The following is a 20,063-nucleotide window of genomic DNA, read 5'->3' as shown; positions in this document are numbered from 1 at the left end:
CGATGCGCCGATTGACCGTGGTGCAGTTGCTGCCGGCGCTGCACTCCGGCGGTGTCGAGCGCTCGACCCTGGAAATCGCTGCTGCCCTGGTCGCGGCCGGCCATCGTGCACTGGTGGTGTCCGCCGGTGGCCGCCTGGTGCAGCCGCTGCTGGACAGCGGTGCCGAGCACCTCACCCTGGACATCGGCCGCAAGTCGCTGCTGACCCTGCGCCATCTGCCGACCCTGCGCCGCCTGTTTGCCGAGGTCGGTGCGGACATCGTGCACGCCCGTTCGCGGCTGCCGGCCTGGCTGGGCCTGTACGCGATCCGCGCCATGCCCGCCGCACAGCGCCCGCACTGGGTGACCACCGTGCACGGGTTGAATTCGCCCAGCCGCTACAGTGCGGTGATGACCAGTGGCGAACGCGTGATCTGCGTGTCCAATACCGTGCGCGCCTTCGTGCAACGCCACTACCCGACGGTGCCGGAAGAAAAACTGCAGGTCATTCCCCGCGGTGTCGATGTCGGCCAGTTCCCACGCGTAGCACGTGCCGACCGTCGCCCGCGGCTGGCCCTGGCCGCCGATTATCCCTGGCTGGCGCAGGTTGATGGCCCGCTGCTGCTGTTGCCCGGGCGCGGTACCCGGCTGAAGGGCCACGCCCACGCGCTGCAGCTGCTGGCCGACGTGCGTGCCGCCGGCGTGCCTGCGCAGCTGTGGATGCTGGGTACCGAGGAACCCGGGCGTGAGGCCTACGTGGCCGATCTGCGCCGCCAGGCTGCGGCACTGGGCGTGGCCGAGGCCGTACAGATCAGCACGCCTACCGCACGCATCGCCCTGGCCTACGCCGCCAGCGATCTGGTGCTGCAGCTGTCGGACAAGCCGGAAGCCTTTGGCCGCACCGTGGTCGAGGCGCTGTCGGTCGGCCGCCCGGTGCTGGGCTGGGACCACGGTGGCGTCGGCGAACTGCTGCAGCAGCTGCAGCCCGGCGGCGCGGTGCCGCTCGGCGACGCGCGCGCGTTGGGTGAACGTGCGCTGGCCCTGCTGGCGCAGCCGCCATCCTTGCCGACCCGCATCCCGTTTACCCTGCAGGCCATGCAGCGCGATACCCTCCGCCTCTATGCCGATCTCGCCGGCTGACCCCGCTGCCATCGTGCGCGACGACCGCGCTGGGCGCTGGGCGCCCTGGTGGGTGCTGGCGTACGTGGCGATGTGGCCGTTGCCAGGCATCGCCGAAACCGTGCTCGGCCTTGGCGCGCTCTATGCTGCCGCGCGCATGGTCATGCGCCGGCTGCAGCGCCGCCCGCACCTGTTGAGCACGGCGGCGTGGGCCCTGACCTCGATCCTGTTCCTCGGCTACTGGCTGCCACAGGCGTTCTCGGCTATCGATGCGATCGATCCGGCGGCCTCGTGGACCAAGGCTGCCGCCGGACTGCGCTACCTGCCCTTCATGTGGCTGGTGGCGATCGCGGTAGCCACGCCGGAACGGCGGCGGCTGACCTTCGGTGGCCTGGCGCTGATTACCGGCGCGTGGACGCTGGACGCGTTGGTACAGGCGCTGGCCGGCACCAGCCCATGGTTCTGGTCGCTGGAGCACCTGAAGCTGGCCGTAAGTGGCCACGCGCTGTGTCCGGCCGACGAAGCCGCACTGGCCGACCGCCTCAGTGGCGCGCTCGGGCCCTGCAACCTGAAATTCGGCCAGGTGCTGGCCAGCCTGTCACCCTTCCTGCTGCTGCCGATGGCGCGGCGTTTCGGCAGTGCGGGGTGGTTGCTGGCCGCCGCCGCACTGGGAGGCGTGCTGCTGCTGGCCGGTTCGCGCGCCTCGTGGATCACCTTTGTGCTGGTGCTGGGCTACAGCGGCCTGCGCCAGTTCGGCTGGAAGCGGCTGCTGCTGCTGGCCCTTGTGGCAGCGCTGGGTACGGCCGCACTGACAGCGGGCGTGCCGCAGCTGCGCGAGCGTGTTGCGCGCACGGCACAGGCATGGAACGAAGACGGGCAGGGCGTTGACGAGGCGCTTTCGGGGCGCGCGCGCATCTGGACGGCGGCGGTGTGCATGATCGAGGAACATCCGGTCAACGGTGTCGGTGCGCGCGGCTTCCGTGATGCGTATCCGGCCTGCGTGTCAGACGAGGGCCCCGCCGTGTGGGGCAATCAACCGGCATTGCACGCCCACCAGATCGTGCTGGAAATCCTGGCCGAGACCGGCGTGCTGGGCCTGCTGCTGTGGCTGGCGGCGGTGGCGCAGGCCTGGCGGGCCTGGCGCTATGCACCGCCGGCGGCGCGTGACCGCGCCCGCCCGGCGATGCTGGCGCTGGCGGTTACCGTGTTCCCGCTCAATACGCACCTGGCGTTCTATTCTGCGTTCTGGGGCGGCCTGACCGTGCTGCTGGCGGCCCTGTTCGCCGGCAGTCTGCTGGCCCGCGAATCGGACGAATCTCCGCCGATGCAGTAGTTGCCAACCTTGGTGGGCTCCCCGGGACCGGCCTCGGTTCATCCGGCGCCAACCAAGGTTGGCGCCACGAGGACGCCGGCCCTTCCACCGCATCCGGCTATTTGTAGAAATCACTCCGGCCGCCGGGCTGGCGCTTGAAGCGGCGGTGGATCCACAGGTACTGGTCGGGGGCTTCGCGCACCATCTCTTCGATGGCCTGGTTGACCCGCGTGGTATCGGCTTCCACGTCCTCGCTGGGGAAATTCTCCAGCGGTGCGCCGATCTTCAGCACGTACTTCCCGCCTTCGCGGCGGTGGAAGTACGGGATCACTGCACAACCGGTCATCCTTGCCAGCTGGTGGGTGGCGGTGATGGTCGAAGCGGTGTGGCCGAAGAACGGCACGAACACGGTGTCCTTGCCACGCATGTCCTGGTCCGGCGCGTACCAGAGGAAGCCGCCCTTCTTCAGGTGGCGCACGGTCGCGCGGATGTCCTCGTTGGCGAACATCGCCTTGGCATAGCGCAGGCGGCCGAACTTCACCGCCCACTCGTACACCGGGTTCTTGTGCTTGCGGTACATGCCGGACAGGTCGACGTAGTCGCACAGCAGGCGTCCGCACATTTCCAGGGTCATGAAGTGGCCGGAGACCAGCAGCACGCCGCGGCCTTCAGCCTCCATCTGCCGCAGGTGTTCCAGGCCTTCGATCCGTACCTGCGGGCGGATGCGGTCGATGCTGCCCCACCAGGCGCGGATGCACTCGAACACGCCCACGCCCAGCGCATCGAAACTGTCGCGCACCAGGCGCTGGCGCCAGGCTTCGTCCTTCTCGGGGAAGCACAGCTGCAGGTTGACTTCGGCGGCGCGGCGGCGGCTGCCGAGCAGGCGCCAGGTGATCCAGCCGACGCCCCGGCCCAGCGCGCGCTGCAGCATCCACGGCAGGCGAGCGATGGCGAAGGCGCCGAACATGGCGGCGAACATCGGCCAGTTGCGCGGATCGCGCAGCGATGGGCGGACGGCGGTGGAGGCATCTGACATGGGGCCATTCTACCAAGGCGGCCGCGTGTCTTTCCCCGGGGGCTCCCGTATCCTTGCCGCATGCGCAAAGACCCTGTCGAATGGATCCTGCGCGGCCTGTATTCGGTCGTGCTCTACATCCTGCTGCCGATCACCGTGTACCACCTGGTCTGGCGCGGTTTCCGGGTTCGTGAATACTTCCGGCGCTGGGATGAACGCTATGCCTCCTATCCGCAGCCGACCGGGCAGCCGCGGGTCTGGCTGCACGCGGTCTCGGTGGGCGAGGTCAATGCCGCCGCGCCGCTGGTCAATGCCCTGCGCCAGCAGCGCCCGGACATCCGCTGGGTGATCACCACCATCACCCCGACCGGCTCCGAGCGCGTACGCGCGCTGTGGGGCGACGCCCTGGACCATGTCTACCTGCCGTATGACGTGCCGGGCAGCGTCAACCGTTTCCTCGGCCATTTCCAGCCCAGCCTGGCGCTGATCCTGGAAACCGAGCTGTGGCCGAACATGCTGTTCGGCTGCCGTGACCGCGGCATTCCGGTGTACATCCTCAACGCCCGGTTGTCGGCGCGTTCGCTGCGCGGCTACCGGTTGCTGGCGGCACTGATCCGCCGCGCGCTGCGCACCGTCACCTGCGTGGCCGCGCAGTCGCAGGACGATGCCGAGCGCTTCGTGCAGCTGGGGGCGGATCCCGGCCAGGTGCAGGCGCTGGGCAACCTGAAATTCGACATCGCCACGCCGGATGTGCAGGGTTTCGTCGAACAGTTCCACGCGCGGGTACCGGCCGCTCGTCCGGTATGGATCGCCGCCAGTACCCATGATGGCGAGGAGCAGGCGGTGATCGACCTGCACCGGCGCCTGCGCCAGCGGCATCCGGAGCTGCTGCTGCTGTGGGCACCGCGACATCCCGAGCGTTTCCCGAAGGTGGAAGCGCTGGCGCGCGAACAGGGCTGGAGCGTGGCGACCCGCCGCGTGGACCAGTGGCCACACGCGGCCACAGACGTGTTCGTCATCGACACCCTTGGCGAGCTGATGCCGTTCTATGCCTGCGCCCAGGTCGCCTTCGTCGGCGGCAGCCTGCAGGCCATCGGTGGTCACAACCTGCTGGAGCCGGCCGCGATGGGAACGGCGGCGGTGACCGGCCCGCACCTGCACAACTTCGCGGAAATTTCCCGGCGCATGCGCGAGGCCGGGGCGCTGCTGATCGGCGAGGACGCGCAGGCGGTGGGCGATCTGCTGCAGCACCTGCTCGACGATGCCCAGGCCCGCGAAGACATGGCGCGGGCGGGATGCACGCTGGTCAGCAATGGCCGCGGCGCGCTGCAACGCACGCTTGCCCTGGTGGCGCCGCACCTGCCACCACCGCGCGAGTGATCGCGGCAGCGCGGAGTCAGCGGCGCTGACGAGCATTGTCGTGATCAACTTCATCAATTCTGCTTAGCGACGATTTTTCTGTCGTTGCTGGACCGACCCTGCCGCTGGCAGCGTGCCTGCCATCACATCGTTGCGCACATTCCACCGATTCTGATTCCGCAGGACGACGCAGGCTGCCAGCCTGCTGTCGACCGCGCTTGGGCGGATATCAAGGGAACTTGCGATGGACGGCGACAGGGGCGGGGACGGCACGGGTGGGGCCGGACTGGGGACGGACCATCTGGCGGTGGTGGCGTTGACACTGTTGGTGGGCGGCAGCGTGATCGCACTGGTGGGCCAGCACACGGCGGCACAGGCAGGCCCCGCCATCGTGCTCAGCCTGTTGCTGGCTGCACTGGGGGCCGGCCTGGTGCTGTGCTGCCTGCAGGATCTGGTGCTGCGGTTGCCGGCGGGCGAGGGCCTGCACGGGCTGCTGGCTGCCAGCTGGGGGCCGCGGGTGGCGGGCGTGTTGGGCATGGCCCTGCTGCTGGAGCTGGTGGCGACCACGGCGGGCGTGGCGCAGTCCATGGCCCTCCATCTGCACGCGGTGCTGGCCGCCGAAGGCCTCCAGCCCTGCGACTGGCTGCCGGAACAGGTCACGGCGGCGGTGGGCCTGCTGATGCTGGGCGCGCTGGCATTGCTGCCGCCACGGCGTGTGGTGCTGGTGGCCTGCGCCCTGTTGACGGTGAAGATCGGTGCGGGGGTGTTGCTGCTGGCGCTGGCGGCACGTCATGTGCATTACGCGCACTGGATCCCCTGGCTGCCACCGGCGACCGCGCCGTATCGCTTCGGGCTGGGCGGGGTGCTGGCGGCTGCGGTGCCGCTGCTGGGGGTATTTGCCAGCGTCGGCTTGGCACTGGGCTTTCCTGCGTTGCGCCGCCAGGGCGCGATGTGGCAACCGGCAGTGCTGGCGCTGGTCTCGTTGCTGGCGATGCTGCTGCTGATCGTGCTGGCAGCACTGCAGGCAGGGCTGGTCGAGTTTTCCGCGCTTGCCAGTACCCGGCCACTGTCGGTGGCGCTGGAGATGCATCCGCAATTGGAGTGGATGCTGCCGTTGTTGCCGCTGGCGGGGGCTACGGGCCTGGCCGCCCTGCAGCTGGTGCTGCTGATGCTGGCCTTGCGGCTGGCAACATCGCTGTGGCCAGGGGCGGGTGATGCAGTGGGACGCTCCCGCGGTGTGATCGTGGCGGCGGTCGGACTGCCGGCGGTGATGCTGGTGCTGTGGCTGCCGTTGGGCACCCTGCCGGCGCTGCCGGGTCCGGCAACCCTGCTGGTGATGGCGGCGCTGTGCCTGGCGGTGCTGCGGCGGCGGAATGACATGAGGCAGGGCGCAACCGGTCGCGAACTGGTGCTGCCGATGCTGGCGCCCTTGGCGGCCGCGCTGTGCGTCCTTGCGGCGTTGGAACGCCTGCGGGCATGGCCGGGCTGAGGGTTCGCGGGGCCACGCAACGGGTAGCTGCGGGCGGATGCACCGCCTGCAAAAAAGCCACCCTTGCGGGTGGCTTCTTTGTTGCCGGCAGGGCGACGGATCAGTGCGTGGTCGTTGCCGGATTGCCCGCGTCCTGGGTCAGCAGGCGGTTGACGTCCTGCAGCTCTGCCACGTCCAGCGCACCCAGCGACTGGCTCAGCAGCAGGCGGTTCTGCAGGAAGGTGTAGCGGGCCTGGGCGTAGTCCAGCTGCGCCGAGAACAGGATGCGCTGGTTCTGGATCACGTCCAGCACGGTACGGGTACCGACTTCCAGGCCGACCTGCGAGGCGTCGTACGCGCTCTGTGCCGAGACCACGGCCAGGCGACGGGCCTCCACTTCGCTGATGCCCTGTACCAGGGTCTGGTAGGCATTGCGGGTGTTGCGGTCCAGGGCGCGCTTCTGCTGCTCGTAGCCGTCCTGGGCGATGTCACGCTGGGCCAGCGCCTGGCGTACGCCGGACTGGGTGGCACCACCGGAGAAGATCGGCACGCTCAGGGTCAGGCCGATGCTGTTGGTGCGGGCGTCCGGCGACAGCGAACCGGAACCAGTGCTGTCACCCCAGGTCGCGCTCTTGCCCCAGCTGCCGCCCAGCGACAGGGTCGGGTAATGGCCGCCACGGGCGGCCTGCACGCCAGCCTCGGCGGCGCTGACCTTCAGTTCCTGCGCCTTCAGCGCCGGATTCTGGGTGGTGGCCTGCTGCACCAGCTCATCGATGTTGCCACGGTTGGCCGGCACTTCCGGGCGGAAGTCGGCCGGCAGCCCACGCAGGTTGGTCACCGGCTGGCCGGTCAGTTCGGTCAGGGCCTGGTAGTTATCGGCCAGGGTGTTCTGCGCAACGATGGTGTTGGCACGCGCCTGGTCGTACTGGGCGCGTGCTTCGTGCACGTCGGTGATCGGCGCCAGGCCCACTTCCAGGCGCTTGTCGGCGAAGTCGAACTGCTTCTTCGCGGCCGCTTCATTGGTCTGTGCGGCATTCAGCGATTCGATCGCCACCAGCACGTTGAAGTAGGCCGCCGAGGTGCGAACGATCAGGCTGTCGTTGGCCGAATCGAGGGTGAAGTCCGCCGCCTTGCTCAGCTCGCGCTGCGAACGCAGGTTGTTGATCTGGGTCCAGTTGAACAGCGTCTGGCTGCCGTCGATCGTGTAGGTGCGGCGCTTGTTGGTGAACGAGCCGGAGTTGGCGTCGGCGTTCGGCTCACTGCGCGTGCGGTTCAGCTGGGCCTGGCCGTTGATCTGCGGCAGCAGGGCGGCGCGCGCCTGCACGGCGCCTTCCTTGTCATACAGCCGGGTCGATTCGGCGGCGGACAGCTGCGGATCGCCATTGCGCGCCATTTCGTAGACCTGCAGCAGGTCGGCGGCATGGGCGGACAACGGCAGCAGGGCAGTGGCCAGCGCAACAGCGAGGGATCGGCGGATCATTGCGGCTTCCTTGGACTCAGAGGTGGAACTGGGGGGCCGGGGCGGCACCACGCAGATAATCGATATCGGTCTCGAACAGGGACTCGCTGCTGCCGTCGGCCTTGACCAGCAGGGCCTCCATCGCCGGCGAGCGGCCGTGGATCACGAACAGGCGACCACCCGGACGCAGCCACGAGGCGAACTGTGACGGCACCACGTCGACCGCACCAGTGACACAGATCACGTCAAAGCGGCGTTCGGTCTGCCAGGACAGGGCGTCGGCCACTTCCACGCGGACGTTGGTGCCCAGGCCGGACGCGTCCAGGCGGGCGCGCGCGGCGGCGGCCAGCTCCGGGTCGATTTCCAGGCTCAGCACGTCGCGCGCCAGCGCGCCGATGCAGGCCGACAGGAAGCCGCTGCCGGTGCCGATTTCCAGCACTTCGTCACCCGGCTGCAGGTCCAGCGCCTGCAGGGTACGGCCCTCGATGACCGGCTTCATCATCTTCTGGCCATGGCCGATCGGCAGTTCGACATCGGCGTAGGCCAGTGCCCGGTGTGCATCGGCGACAAAAGCCTCGCGCGGCAGGCGGGCCAGGACGTCGAGCACCTTGATGTCCAGCACGTCCCAGGGACGGATCTGCTGTTCCACCATCAGTTCGCGGGCGTGGGCGTAATCAATCGTCATGAGGTTCAAATCCAGCGCAGTGGGCCGGCCATTTTACCGGTGCCGGAGGCCGGCGGCGCGCCCAGAGCATCAGCTGCCGGGTGGCCGGGGTCGCAGTGCCGGAAGTCATCGCGACCTCCGGTTCGTTCAGTTTTGGTTATTCAGCCGTCCCGGCCCCTCGCGGCGCATAGGCGCGCAGGAAGAAGTCGATGCTGGCAGTCACGTGGGCAAGAGGGTCGCATTCCACCGGTGACAGTGGCATGCCGCACATCATATGCATGTGCACTTCACCCTTGACCAGGGTCAGGAACTGCTCGCCAGCCAGCGAATAGTCGGTGATTTCCAGCTCGCCGCGCTCGGCGCGTGCCCGCAGGAAGTCAGCCAGGGCCTCGCAGGTACGTTCCGGTCCTGCCTTCCAGAACAGCTCGCGCAGGCGTTCGTCGGTCTCCGGCGCCATCATCATGCGCTGGATCGAGATCGCCGCATCGGACGTGATCAGTTCGAAGAAGGCCAGACCGATGCCGATCAGCTGGTCGCGCAGCGGGCCGTCCGCGTCGGCCACGAACAGGGCATCGGGCAGCATTTCAATGCACTTCGACTGCACGGCCTCGGAGAACAGGGTCTCCTTGTCGCCGAAGTGGCTGTACACAGTCAGTTTCGAGACGCCGGCCTGAGCGGCGATGGTGTCCATGCTCACGCCGGTATAGCCCTGTTCGATGAACAGTGTCTTGGCTGCTTCAAGGATCGCCGCGCGCTTGCCGAGGTCCTTGGGGCGCCCGGGTCCGGCGGCCTTGGCAGCGGGCTTGGCCGACGGCTTGCGGGAAGTGTGAGAACTCATCACGACAATACTAGACCAAGCGGTTCGATATTTATACTATACCGGCCGGTTTATTAAATTGGGCCGGCAGTCGCGGCTCCCCCCTTAGTTGCAACCCTGCGTTTTCAGGACGTTGACCGATGAAGATCGTGCGCTGGATGGGCGGTATGGTGTGGATGGCTGCGCTGGCAGCCTGTTCGGGACAGGAACAGGCGCCCCAGGCGGCCGTTCCGGTGCTGGTGGTTCACCCTGGCGAGCAGGCCGGGCAGGCGCCGGCGGCGTTCCCGGGCACGGTGCGTGCGCGGCAGGAAAGTCCACTGTCGTTCCGCGTTGGCGGCAACCTGGTCAAGCGCCACGTCGATGCCGGGCAACGGGTGAAGAAGGGCGACGTGCTGGCCGAGCTGGACGTGGCCGACTTCGCGCTGCAGGCCCGCGCCTCGCAGGCGCAGCTTGCTGCGGCCGAAGCCGATCTGGTGCGTGCCCGTGATGACCTCAAGCGCTACCAGGTGCTGGCCGACCAGCAGCTGGTCAGCCGCTCGCAGCTGGACCAGCAGTCCGCCGCCTTCAAGGCCGCGCAGGGCCAGGCCAACGCCGCCCGCGCCAACCTCGATGTGCTGCGCAACCAGGCCGACTACGCACAGCTGCGCGCGCCGTCCGATGGCGTGATCGCCAGCCGCGAGGCCGAAGCCGGGCAGGTGGTGTCGGCCGGCCAGACCATCTTCAACCTGGCCGCCGATGGCGGGCGCGAAGTGCTGATCGACCTGCCCGAGGCCACCATCCGCGACTATGCGGTGGGCCAGCCGGTCGAGGTGGAGCTGTGGAACCGTCCTGGCCAGCGCCTGCCAGGCACGATCCGCGAGATCGCCGCTGCCGCCGATCCACAGGCACGCACCTATGCAACCCGGGTCAGCCTGCCCGCCGATGCGCTGGCCGATGTCGAACTGGGCCAGAGCGCGCGCGTCTACAGCAGCGCCGGCCGCCACGGCACCCTGCAGCTGCCGCTCGGTGCGCTGCAGCGCGGTGCCAACGGTGCCGCCAGCGTGTGGGTGGTCGATCCGGCCAACAGCACGCTGAAGGCCGCGTCGGTCACCACCGGTGCCTATGGCAGCGAATCGGTGCCGGTGCTGTCCGGCGTGAATGCGGGTGACTGGGTGGTCGCTGCCGGCGGACACCTGTTGCGTGCCGGCCAGCCGGTGATCGCCGTGGACCGCCAGAACCGCCCGGTGCTGAAGCCGGCCACGCCGGCCGCTGCCGCCAAGGCCAAGGAGTAAGCCGGTGCGCCGCTTCAATCTTTCCGAGTGGGCGTTGTCCAACCGCCCGCTGGTGCTGTTCGCGATGCTTGCCTTCGCGCTGATCGGCGCATGGTCGTACAAGCATCTGGGCCAGTCCGAGGATCCGCCATTCACCTTCAAGGCGATGGTGGTGCGCACGCTTTGGCCGGGCGCCACCGCCGAACAGGTCTCGCGGCAGGTGACCGAGCCGATCGAGAAGGCGCTGATGAACACCGGCGAGTACGAGTTCATCCGCTCCTATTCGCGCCCCGGCGAATCGCAGGTCATCTTCATGGCGCGCGACAGCCTGCGTTCCAAGCAGATCCCGGACCTGTGGTACCAGGTTCGCAAGCGCGTGGGCGACATCCGTGCGACGCTGCCGCGCGAGATTGTCGGCCCGTTCTTCAACGATGAGTTCGGCGACACCTACGGGAACATCTATGCGTTGACCGGCAAGGGCTTCGACTACGCGGTGATGCGCGACTACGCCGACCGCATCCAGCTGGAACTGCAGCGCGTACCCGATGTCGGCAAGATCGACCTGGTCGGCCTGCAGGACGAGAAGGTGTGGATCGAACTGTCCAACACCCGGCTGGCAACGCTGGGTGTGTCGATGCAGCAGGTGCAGCAGGCGCTGGCCGACCAGAATGCGATCACCGGCACCAGCTTCTTCGAGACCGCCACCGATCGCGTGCAGCTGCGCGTGACCGGCCAGTTCAACGACATCGACGCCATCCGCCAGTTCCCGATCCGTGCTGGCGACCGCACCGTGCACCTGGGCGACATTGCCGAGGTCAAGCGTGGCTTCGCCGATCCGGCGTCGCCGAAGATGCGCTTCATGGGCGAAGAGGCGATCGGCCTGGCGGTGGCGATGAAGGATGGCGGTGACATCCTCAAGCTGGGCGCCAACCTCGACGCCGAGTTCGAGCGGCTGCAGAAGACCCTGCCGGCCGGCATGCAGCTGCGCAAGGTGTCCGACCAGCCGCAGTCGGTGGAGGAGTCGGTTGGCGAGTTCGTGCAGGTGCTGACCGAAGCGGTGGTGATCGTGCTGCTGGTCAGTTTCTTCTCGCTGGGCCTGCGCACCGGCCTGGTGGTGGGCGTGACCATTCCGCTGGTGCTGGCGATGACCTTCTTCGTCATGCATTACTTCGACATCGGCCTGCACAAGATTTCGCTGGGCGCACTGGTGCTGGCGCTGGGCCTGCTGGTGGACGATGCGATCATCGCGGTGGAGATGATGGCCACCAAGATGGAGCAGGGCTTCGATCGCCTGCGCGCGGCCAGCTTCGCCTGGGAATCGACCGCGTTCCCGATGCTGACCGGCACATTGATCACGGCAGCCGGCTTCCTGCCGATCGCCACGGCGGCATCGAGCACCGGTGAATACACCCGTTCGCTGTTCCAGGTGGTGACCATCGCACTGGTGGTGTCATGGATCGCAGCGGTGCTGTTCATCCCGTACCTGGGCGACAAGATGCTGCCGGACCTGTTCAATCCGCAGCCGCCGAAGCCCGGCAGCCTGTCCGCGCGTTGGCTGGGCAAGCGCCAGCAGTGGGCCGACCGCTATCCGGCGCTGGCCAACCTGATCGCACCGCCGCAGCATGGGCACGACCACGATCCCTACCAGCGCCCGTTCTACCGCAGCTTCCGGCGCTTCCTCGACGCCTGCCTGCGCCGCCGCTGGTGGGTGATCGCCGCGACCGTCGCCCTGTTCGTGTTCTCACTGATGATGTTCCGCTTCGTGCCGCAGCAGTTCTTCCCGGACTCGACCCGGCCGGAACTGATGGTGGACATCGAGCTGGCCGAGGGGGCGTCGCTGCGCTCGACCCAGGCCCAGGCCGAGAAGCTGGAGAAGCTGCTGTCCAGCCGCGAGGGCATCGCCAACTATGTGTCCTATGTGGGTACCGGTTCGCCGCGCTTCTACCTGCCGCTGGACCAGCAGCTGCCGGCGACCAACTTCGCCCAGTTCGTGGTGCTGGCCAAGGACATCAAATCGCGCGAAAGCACCCGTGACTGGCTGCTGCACGAGGTGATTCCGAAGTTCCCGGACGTGCAGATGCGCGTGACCCGCCTGGAGAACGGCCCGCCGGTCGGTTATCCGGTGCAGATGCGCATCTCCGGCGAGCACATCGAGAAGGTGCAGGCGATCGCGCGCCAGGTCGAGGCCAAGGTGCGTGAGAACCCGCACGTGATGAACGTCAACCTGGACTGGAGCGAGCCGAGCAAGGTGGTGCGGCTGGTGATCGACCAGGAGCGTGCCCGCGCGCTGGGCGTGAGCAGCGCCCAGGTCAGCCAGTTCCTGGCCAGTTCGCTGGCCGGCCAGTCGGTGAGCGTGTATCGCGAAGGCAACCGCCAGATCGAGATGCTGCTGCGCGGGCCGGCCGATGAGCGCAACCAGCTGGAGCTGCTGTCCAGCCTGTCGATGCCGACCGCCAACGGCGGCAGCATCACGCTGTCGCAGGTGGCGACGATGGAGTACGGCTTCGAGGACGGCATCATCTGGCACCGCAACCGGTTGCCGACCGTGACCGTGCGCGCCGACATCAGCGATGGCATGCAGGCGCTGGACGTGGTGCACCAGATCGTGCCCACGCTGGATGGCATCCGTGCCGAGCTGCCCAGCGGCTACCTGCTGGAAACCGGCGGCACCGTGGAGGACTCGGCGCGCGGGCAGAACTCGATCAAGGCCGGCATGCCGCTGTTCCTGGTGGTGGTGGCGACGCTGCTGATGCTGCAGCTGCGCAGCTTCTCGCGTGCGGCGATGGTGCTGGTGACCGCGCCGCTGGGCATCATCGGTGCGACCCTGTTCCTGCTGCTGTTCCGTGCGCCGTTCGGCTTCGTCGCGCTGCTGGGCACGATCGCGCTGGCGGGCATGATCATGCGCAACTCGGTGATCCTGATCGACCAGATCCAGCAGGACATCGATGCCGGGCATGATCGCTGGCATTCGATCATCGATGCCACGGTGCGCCGCTTCCGCCCGATCGTGCTGACCGCGCTGGCGGCCGTGCTGGCGATGATTCCGCTGTCGCGCAGCGCGTTCTATGGCTCGATGGCGATCTCGATCATGGGTGGTCTGATCGTGGGTACGGTGCTGACGCTGGTGTTCCTGCCGGCGTTGTACGCGGCGTGGTTCCGGGTGAAGCCGGACGAATCCGGGGCGTAATGCCCCGGGTTCTGCGGCTGCACCCATCCACGCATGGCGTGGATGGATCTGCTCGCGGAATCTGCCTTCTGTAGAGCCGAGCCATGCTCGGCTGCGCTATGCGCGATGATGGGATGAGTCGAGCATGGCTCGACTCTACAGAAGCACCCACGCATGACGTGCATCTACAGCAGCGGATCGTTGCCCTGGTAGGTGCCAACCTTGGTTGGCACTGCAGCATGCATCCACGCATGGCGTGGACTGATCTGCTCGCGGGATCTGCTTTCTGTAGAGCCGAGCCATGCTCGGCTGCTCTTCGCTCTTCGCTCTTCGCTCTTCGCTCTTCGCTCTTCGCGCGATGATGGGATGAGTCGAGCATGGCTCGACTCTACAGAAGCACCCGCGCATGACGTGGATCTACCGCAACTGGTCCTTGTCCTGGTAGGTGCCAGCCTTGGTTGGCACTGAAGCATGCATCCACGCATGGCGTGGACTGATCTGCTCGCGGGATCTGCTTTCTGTAGAGCCGAGCCATGCTCGGCTGCTCTTCGCTCTTCGCGCGATGATGGGATGAGTCGAGCATGGCTCGACTCTACAGAAGCACCCACGCATGGCGTGGATCTACTGCAGCTGCAGGCCGATCCGCAGCACTGGCAGCAGCCACTCGACGAACACCTGCACGCGCAGTGCACGGTGTTGCCGATGCGGTTGCAGCAGGGTCACCGGCAGCGGCTGCGCCGCGTACTGCGGCATCACCTCCACCAATGCGCCTGACTGCAGCTCGGCCTGCACGTCGTAGCGCGGAATCTGCAACAGCCCCAATCCCGCCACGCAGCACGCGATCGAGGCCTCGGCGCTGTTCACGCGTACCCAGCCGGGCATCGGCAGCGTGCGCAGCTGGCCGCCATCCTGCCATTCCCACGGTTCCACCCGTGCCGTGGTCGGCGATGCGTAGTTCACCGCGCGGTGCTGCTGCAGGTCGGCAGGGTGCTGCGGCATGCCGTGCTCGCGCAGGTAGGCCGGCGCGGCCACGTTGACGAAGTCGAGTTGGCCCAGCGTGCGCGCCACCAGGCTGGAATCGCCCAGCTGGCCGACCCGCAGCACGGCATCGCAGCCGTCTTCGATCAGGTTCACCGCGCGGTCGGTCATGCCCAGGTCCAGTTCCACCTGCGGGTAGCGCGCGAAGAAATCCGGCAACGCCGGGGCGATGATGCGACGGCCGATGCGGCTGGGTACGTCGATCTTCAGCAAACCGGCCGGTTGCGCGTCGTCCTGCCGGAACAGCGACTCGGCGTCTTCAACCTCCGCGATCAGGCGCAGGCAGCGGGCATGGAACACGTCGCCGTCATGGGTGGTGGATACCCGTCGGGTCGAGCGCTGCAGCAGGCGGGTGCCAAGCCGCTGTTCCAGCTCGGCAATCGCCGCCGAGACGGTCGAGCGGGGCAGGCCGAGCTGGTCGGCAGCACGGGTGAAGCTGGCGCATTCCACGACCCGGGTGAAGATGCGGAAGCGATCGATCCGGTCCATTGTTCGCTGGTCCTGGAAAGTTAAGTCAATGTGGCGGGCTTTATCCGCATTTTCTGCACGATATCGTCGTCAGGGCAGGGTTGCCACCCCGGGCAGCCCCCTCCTGAGACCGAAGCCATGACCGACCATTCCCTCAAGGGCAAGACTGTGCTGATTGCCGGTGGTGCCAAGAACCTGGGCGGCCTGATCGCCCGCGACTTCGCCCGCCAGGGTGCCAGCGCCGTCGTCATCCACTACAACAGTGCCGCCACCCAGGCCGATGCAGAAGCAACCGTTGCCGCCGTGCAGGCGGCCGGCAGCAGGGCGGTAGCCCTGCAGGGCGACCTGACGTCGGCGGCAGCGATGGAGCGCTTGTTCGCCGATGCCGTGGCCGCAGTCGGCCGTCCCGACATCGCCATCAATACGGTCGGCAAGGTGCTGAAGAAGCCGCTGCTGGAGATCAGCGAAGCGGAGTATGACGAGATGAGCGCGGTCAACGCCAAGGCCGCATTCTTCTTCCTCAAGGAAGCCGGCCGCCAGGTCAACGACGGCGGTCGCATCTGCACCCTGGTCACCTCACTGCTGGGTGCGTTCACGCCGTTCTATTCCAGCTATGCCGGCACCAAGGCGCCGGTCGAGCATTTCACCCGCGCGGCGTCAAAGGAGTTCGGTGAGCGCGGCATCTCGGTGACTGCGATCGGGCCGGGCCCGATGGACACGCCGTTCTTCTACCCGGCCGAGAGTGCCGATGCACAGGCGTACCACAAGACCGCGGCCGCGCTCTCGGCGTTCACCCGTACCGGCCTGACCGACATCGCCGACATCGTGCCGTGGATCCGCTTCCTGGTCACCGATGGCTGGTGGATGACCGGGCAGACCATCCTGGTCAATGGTGGGTACACCACCAAATAATGCAGCCGCGCATGGCGTGGATCTGCTGCGCGACATTCGAACGATCCACGCATGGCGTGGATCTACAGTAGAGCCACCCCATGGGTGGCTGCGCACAATGACCAAAGGCAGAGGCGCCACGCATGGAGTGGCGCCATCGGATCAGTTGAGTTTGGCCAGCACCGCATCCGTGGCGGCGGCGGTACTCACGGCCTGGCCCTTGGCGGCCAGGTCGGCAGTGAACACCCCATCATCCAGCACCGCGTGCACCGCCGCTTCCACTGCTGCGGCTTCGTCTTCCAGCCCCAGCGAATGGCGCAGCAGCATCGCCGCGCTGAAGATCGTTGCGTAGGGATTGGCGATGCCCTTGCCGGCGATGTCCGGGGCCGAACCGTGGATCGGTTCGTAGATGCCGACCGCACCCGGTTCACCCAGCGAGGCCGAGGGCAGCAGGCCGAGCGAGCCGGCCAGCATCGAGGCTTCGTCGGTGAGGATGTCGCCGAACATGTTCTCGGTGACGATCACGTCGTACTCGCGCGGCTTGGCCAGCAGGTGCATGGCCATCGAATCGACCAGTTGGTGCTCCAGCGCCACCTCCGGGAACTCCTCGCGGCCGATGCGCGCGGCCACGTCGCGCCACAGGCGCGAGGTTTCCAACACGTTGGCCTTGTCCACCGAGGTGACCTTGCCACGCCGCTGCCGGGCCAGGCGGAAGGCACTGCGCAGCACGCGCTCGATCTCGGCCACGGTGTAGCGGCACAGGTCGCTGGCACTGTCGGCATCGCGGGTCTTGTCGCCGAAGTAGATGCCGCCGGTCAGTTCGCGCACCACCACGAAGTCCACACCCTGCAGCAGCTCGGCCTTGATCGGCGAGGCGTGCAGCGCGGCCTCATGGGTGCGCACCGGGCGCAGGTTGGCGTACAGGCCCAGCGCCTTGCGGATCGCCAGCAGGCCCTGTTCCGGACGCACCTTGGCGTTCGGGTCGGACCACTTCGGGCCACCGACTGCGCCCAGCAGTACCGCGCTGGCGGCCTGGCAGGCGGCCAGGGTCGACGCCGGCAGCGGTTCGCCGTGGCGGTCGATGGCGATGCCGCCGATGTCGTGCTCGCTGAAGGTGAAGCTGTGGTTGAAGCGTTCGGCGACGGCCTTCAGGACGGCGACTGCCGCGGCGGCCACTTCCGGGCCGATGCCATCACCGGGAAGGACAACAATTTCAGCGTGCATGCTCACTCTCGTAACGTTCGATTTCAGGGACACGGCCCAACAGATACCCCAACTGGTCGACACCTTCCAGCAGGCAGGTCTGCGAGAAGCCGTCCAGCGGGAAGGAATAGACGCGGCCGTCCGGCGTGCGCAGTTCGCGCGCGGCCACGTCGATGGTCAGCTCATCATCCGGGCGCTGCATCAGCGCCTGCACGTCGGCCTCGTCCAGCACGATCGGCAGCAGGCCGTTCTTCAGCGAGTTGCCACGGAAGATGTCGGCGATCTCGCTGCTGACGATGGCGCGCAGGCCCAGGTCGGTCAGCGCCCACGGTGCATGTTCGCGCGACGAGCCGCAGCCGAAGTTGCGACCCGCCAGCAGGATGCTGCGGCCGGCGTTGTGCGGCTGGTTGAAGGCGAAGTCGGCCACCGGTGAACCGTCGGCCTGCCAGCGCCAGTCATTGAAGGCGGTGCGGCCCAGGCCGGCGCGTTCGGTGGTGGACAGGAACCGCGCCGGGATGATCTGGTCGGTGTCGATGTTGGTCTGGCGCAGCACCACGCTGGCCGAGGTCAAGGTACGGAAACCGGCCATCACGCCACCTCCTGTGCGAACAGCTCGCGGGTGTCGGCGACATGCCCGTTCACCGCGGCCCACGCCGCGCTCATCGGTGAGGCCAGCAGGGTGCGCGAACCGGGACCCTGGCGGCCTTCGAAATTACGGTTGCTGGTACTCACGGCCAGTTGCCCGGGCGCGACCAGATCACCATTCATGGCGATGCACATCGAGCAGCCCGGCTCGCGCCATTCGGCACCGGCCGCGCGCACGATCTCATGGATGCCTTCGGCCTCGGCCTCTCGCTTGACGATCTCCGAGCCCGGCACCACCAGCATGCGCACCCGGTCGGCGACGCGACGACCGCGCAGTACCTGCGCCACCTCACGCATGTCACTCAGGCGGCCGTTGGTGCAGGAACCGACGAACACCACGTCCACCGGTGTTCCGGCCAGCGCCTTTCCGGCCTGGAAATGCATGTAGTCCAGGCCCTTCTGTGCGGCGGCATCGTTGGCGGCCGGGATCGGCGCATCCACCGCGATGGCGGTACCCGGGTGGGTGCCCCAGGTCAGGGTCGGGCGGATATCGGCGGCGTCGATGTGCACTTCGCTGTCGAAGCGCGCGCCGTCATCACTGCGCAGCTGCTGCCAGCGCGCCACCGCAGCCTCGAAATCGGCGCCCTTTGGGCCGCGCGGGGTGTTGGCGACGAAGTCGAAGGTGACCTGGTCCGGCGCCACCATACCGGCACGCGCACCCGCTTCGATCGACATGTTGCACAGGGTCATGCGCTGTTCCATGTCCATCGCTTCGATGGTGCTGCCGCGGAACTCGATCACGTGGCCGGTGCCGCCATTGACGCCGATCACGCCGATGATGTGCAGAACCACGTCCTTGGCGCCGACACCCGGCGCCAGCGGCCCATCGACGGTGATCGCCAGCGTCTTCGCCTTGCGCTGCAGCAGGCATTGCGTGGCCAGCACGTGGCCGACCTCGCTGGTGCCGATGCCGAACGCCAGCGAACCGAAGGCACCGTGGGTGGAGGTGTGGCTGTCGCCGCAGACGATGGTCATGCCCGGCTGGGTGAAGCCCTGCTCGGGCGCGATCACGTGGACGATGCCGCGGTTGTCCGAGGCCATGTCGAACAGCTCGATGCCGTGCTCGGCGCAGTTGCGCGCCAGCGTGGCGACCTGTGCCTCGGAGGCGGCGCTGGCATAGGGCAGCGTGCCGTCCGCGGCGGCCGGCAGGGTCGGCGTGGAGTGGTCCATCGTCGCCTTGGTGCGGTCCGGCCGGCGCGGCGACAAGCCGCGTTCGCGCAGTTCGGTGAAGGCCTGCGGCGAGGTCACCTCGTGGATCAGGTGCAGGTCGATGTACAGCACGGCGGGCGCGCTGTCGGATTCGGGAACCACCACGTGGGCGTCCCACAGTTTGTCGTACAGGGTGCGGGGTGCGGAAGTCATGCGTATGCCTGGCAGAAGTACGAAATAGCGAACATCAGTAAGGAAAGCGGAACGGTCAAGTCAGCGACGGCGGGCGAGCACACGCAGGCGCACGTAGTCGGCCAGCGGCTGGCCAGATGCGTCACGCGGCAGCTCGGCCAGCAGTGCGGTGGCCGCCTCGCGCACGGTGGCGCGGGCCTCGGCCGGCAGGTCGTCCAGCAGCGGTGCGGCGAATACCCGCAGCCAGCCGGCCACGCCGGTCGGCAGTGCGGTCGGGCGCGGCGTGCACTCGATCAGTTGCACCTGGAAGCCATGCTGGCGCAGGCGATCGGCGTAGGCATCGGCCGTCGGGAAGTACCACCGGAAGGTGCTGGCGCCATGCCCGTGGGCCACGCGCGCGGCCTGCACGGCCGCGATGATCGTGGCCACGTTGCCGTGGCCGCCGAACTCGGCGACGAAGCGGCCACCGGGGCGCAGGGCGCGGCGCACGCCTTCCAGCACGCGGTCCGGAGTCGTCATCCAATGCAGTGCCGCATTGCTGAACACCGCATCGAACTCGCTGTCGAACGACAGTGCGTGGCCGTCCATCAGCTGGGCGTCGACGCCGCGCGCACGGGCGGCGATCACCAGTTCCGGCGAGGCATCCACGCCGTGGATGCGCGCACCGCTCAGGGCCAGTTCGGTGCTGAGTACGCCATCGCCACAGCCCAGGTCGAGGATGCGCTCACCGGCGCGCGGGTCGAGCAGGCGCGATACCGCACCGCCGAGCAGCGGCACGAAGCCGGCATCGATCGCATAGTCCTGGGCGTTCCACTGCTGGCCAGCGGCGCTGGCCTGGGTGGGGGTGTCGAAGGCGCTCATGGTGGGATC

16 protein-coding genes are annotated in these 20,063 nt (G+C 67.8%); 7 read left to right on the top strand and 9 right to left on the bottom strand.

What is annotated here, in order from left to right; all coding sequences use genetic code 11:
* Window positions 1-2: 2 nt before the first annotated feature.
* Window positions 3-1,118, top strand: a complete 1,116-nt coding sequence (locus AC5P7A_RS13750) for a glycosyltransferase (protein ID WP_014648352.1) — start codon at window positions 3-5, stop codon at window positions 1,116-1,118.
* Window positions 1,099-2,430, top strand: a complete 1,332-nt coding sequence (locus tag AC5P7A_RS13745) for an O-antigen ligase family protein (protein ID WP_032960139.1) — start codon at window positions 1,099-1,101, stop codon at window positions 2,428-2,430. Before AC5P7A_RS13750 ends, AC5P7A_RS13745 begins: the two co-directional genes overlap by 20 nt.
* Before the next feature lie 97 nt (window positions 2,431-2,527).
* Here the strand turns inward: AC5P7A_RS13745 and AC5P7A_RS13740 are convergent, their stop codons facing one another.
* Window positions 2,528-3,445, bottom strand: a complete 918-nt coding sequence (locus AC5P7A_RS13740; RefSeq protein WP_014648350.1) for an LpxL/LpxP family Kdo(2)-lipid IV(A) lauroyl/palmitoleoyl acyltransferase — start codon at window positions 3,443-3,445, stop codon at window positions 2,528-2,530.
* A 60-nt stretch (window positions 3,446-3,505) separates the two neighbouring features.
* Here AC5P7A_RS13740 and waaA point away from each other — a divergent pair, with 60 nt between their 5' ends.
* Both waaA and AC5P7A_RS13730 read left to right on the top strand, forming a co-directional pair.
* Entirely contained in the window at window positions 3,506-4,804 is a 1,299-nt protein-coding gene (gene waaA / locus AC5P7A_RS13735) for a lipid IV(A) 3-deoxy-D-manno-octulosonic acid transferase (RefSeq protein ID WP_014648349.1), read from the top strand.
* Window positions 4,805-5,027: 223 nt separating this feature from the next.
* Window positions 5,028-6,272, top strand: coding sequence for an amino acid transporter (locus tag AC5P7A_RS13730; protein ID WP_262093063.1), 1,245 nt, complete (start codon window positions 5,028-5,030; stop codon window positions 6,270-6,272).
* A gap of 100 nt (window positions 6,273-6,372) precedes the next feature.
* Here AC5P7A_RS13730 and AC5P7A_RS13725 read toward each other — a convergent pair whose 3' ends face one another.
* The 3 genes from AC5P7A_RS13725 to AC5P7A_RS13715 form a co-directional block, all read right to left on the bottom strand.
* On the bottom strand, window positions 6,373-7,731 hold the full coding sequence (locus AC5P7A_RS13725) for a TolC family outer membrane protein (protein ID WP_014648347.1): 1,359 nt from the start codon (window positions 7,729-7,731) through the stop codon (window positions 6,373-6,375).
* 16 nt (window positions 7,732-7,747) lie between these two features.
* A complete protein-coding gene (locus tag AC5P7A_RS13720; RefSeq protein ID WP_014648346.1) occupies window positions 7,748-8,395 on the bottom strand; it encodes a protein-L-isoaspartate O-methyltransferase family protein in 648 nt (215 codons plus the stop codon).
* A 136-nt stretch (window positions 8,396-8,531) separates the two neighbouring features.
* Window positions 8,532-9,212, bottom strand: a complete 681-nt coding sequence (locus tag AC5P7A_RS13715; RefSeq protein WP_053495622.1) for a TetR/AcrR family transcriptional regulator — start codon at window positions 9,210-9,212, stop codon at window positions 8,532-8,534.
* Between the two features lie 119 nt (window positions 9,213-9,331).
* Here AC5P7A_RS13715 and AC5P7A_RS13710 point away from each other — a divergent pair, with 119 nt between their 5' ends.
* Both AC5P7A_RS13710 and AC5P7A_RS13705 read left to right on the top strand, forming a co-directional pair.
* On the top strand, window positions 9,332-10,462 hold the full coding sequence (locus AC5P7A_RS13710; RefSeq protein ID WP_032958176.1) for an efflux RND transporter periplasmic adaptor subunit: 1,131 nt from the start codon (window positions 9,332-9,334) through the stop codon (window positions 10,460-10,462).
* A 4-nt stretch (window positions 10,463-10,466) separates the two neighbouring features.
* Window positions 10,467-13,628: an efflux RND transporter permease subunit gene (locus AC5P7A_RS13705; protein WP_126411346.1), complete on the top strand. Its 3,162-nt coding sequence runs from the start codon at window positions 10,467-10,469 to the stop codon at window positions 13,626-13,628.
* A gap of 600 nt (window positions 13,629-14,228) precedes the next feature.
* Here the strand turns inward: AC5P7A_RS13705 and AC5P7A_RS13700 are convergent.
* Entirely contained in the window at window positions 14,229-15,134 is a 906-nt protein-coding gene (locus AC5P7A_RS13700; protein WP_014648342.1) for a LysR family transcriptional regulator, read from the bottom strand.
* A gap of 117 nt (window positions 15,135-15,251) precedes the next feature.
* On the opposite strand from AC5P7A_RS13700, the gene AC5P7A_RS13695 reads away from it, so the two are divergent.
* Window positions 15,252-16,025: an SDR family oxidoreductase gene (locus AC5P7A_RS13695; protein ID WP_046432430.1), complete on the top strand. Its 774-nt coding sequence runs from the start codon at window positions 15,252-15,254 to the stop codon at window positions 16,023-16,025.
* Window positions 16,026-16,166: 141 nt separating this feature from the next.
* Here AC5P7A_RS13695 and leuB read toward each other — a convergent pair whose 3' ends face one another.
* The 4 genes from leuB to AC5P7A_RS13675 are packed head-to-tail and all read right to left on the bottom strand — an operon-like array spanning window position 16,167 to window position 20,054.
* Entirely contained in the window at window positions 16,167-17,228 is a 1,062-nt protein-coding gene (gene leuB / locus AC5P7A_RS13690) for a 3-isopropylmalate dehydrogenase (protein WP_053496221.1), read from the bottom strand.
* On the bottom strand, window positions 17,218-17,796 hold the full coding sequence (gene leuD, locus AC5P7A_RS13685; protein WP_075077192.1) for a 3-isopropylmalate dehydratase small subunit: 579 nt from the start codon (window positions 17,794-17,796) through the stop codon (window positions 17,218-17,220). Before leuD ends, leuB begins: the two co-directional genes overlap by 11 nt.
* Entirely contained in the window at window positions 17,796-19,214 is a 1,419-nt protein-coding gene (gene leuC, locus AC5P7A_RS13680) for a 3-isopropylmalate dehydratase large subunit (RefSeq protein ID WP_032958185.1), read from the bottom strand. The genes leuD and leuC overlap by 1 nt, the downstream gene beginning before the upstream one ends.
* Before the next feature lie 60 nt (window positions 19,215-19,274).
* The gene (locus AC5P7A_RS13675) at window positions 19,275-20,054 is read right to left on the bottom strand and encodes a class I SAM-dependent methyltransferase (RefSeq protein ID WP_445978730.1); all 780 of its coding nucleotides are present in this window, start codon (window positions 20,052-20,054) and stop codon (window positions 19,275-19,277) included.
* Window positions 20,055-20,063: the final 9 nt, after the last annotated feature.

This window comes from Stenotrophomonas sp. YJH_SMC_65, assembly GCF_059369475.1.
Note: the sequence above shows the minus strand (reverse complement) of the source record. Positions and strands in the feature narration are given on the sequence as shown.